We start from the raw sequence: 759 nt of genomic DNA on the forward strand, positions 1-759 counted from the left end.
GGCACTGTTGCAAAGTTAGCGATGAGGCAGCCTTTTGTCTTATTCAAAGGCCTTACATTTCAAAAACTCTGCTTACCAGGCGCATTTCGCCCAGGGGATCACCATAATAAAATGCTGAGGCCTGGCCTTTGCGTAGTGCACGCATCACCTCAATACCTTTGATGGTGGCGTAAGCCGTCTTCATGGATTTAAATCCCAGCGTGGCGCCGATTATCCGTTTCAGTTTGCCATGATCGCATTCAATCACGTTGTTCCGGTACTTAATCTGTCGGTGTTCAACGTCAGACGGGCACCGGCCTTCGCGTTTGAGCAGAGCAAGCGCGCGACCATAGGCGGGCGCTTTATCCGTGTTGATGAATCGCGGGATCTGCCACTTCTTCACGTTGTTGAGGATTTTACCCAGAAACCGGTATGCAGCTTTGCTGTTACGACGGGAGGAGAGATAAAAATCGACAGTGCGGCCCCGGCTGTCGACGGCCCGGTACAGATACGCCCAGCGGCCATTGACCTTCACGTAGGTTTCATCCATGTGCCACGGGCAAAGATCGGAAGGGTTACGCCAGTACCAGCGCAGCCGTTTTTCCATTTCAGGCGCATAACGCTGAACCCAGCGGTAAATCGTGGAGTGATCGACATTCACTCCGCGTTCAGCCAGCATCTCCTGCAGCTCACGGTAACTGATGCCGTATTTGCAGTACCAGCGTACGGCCCACAGAATGATGTCACGCTGAAAATGCCGGCCTTTGAATGGGTTCATGT

General features: G+C 52.8%; 1 protein-coding gene. It reads right to left on the minus strand.

Annotated features, from left to right (window positions below; genetic code table 11):
* Positions 1–52: 52 nt before the first annotated feature.
* Entirely contained in the window at positions 53–757 is a 705-nt protein-coding gene (locus tag ACMWKK_RS26235) for an IS6-like element IS26 family transposase (protein ID WP_001067855.1), read from the minus strand.
* Positions 758–759: the final 2 nt, after the last annotated feature.

Source organism: Enterobacter sp. 01-M-03-SI-ECC, from assembly GCF_047530215.1.
Classification (GTDB): domain Bacteria; phylum Pseudomonadota; class Gammaproteobacteria; order Enterobacterales; family Enterobacteriaceae; genus Enterobacter; species Enterobacter chengduensis.

Excerpts from the sequence above, each read along its gene's own strand:
- ACMWKK_RS26235 (WP_001067855.1), bottom strand. The coding sequence starts at position 757 with ATGAACCCATTCAAAGGCCGGCATTTTCAGCGTGACATCATTCTGTGG.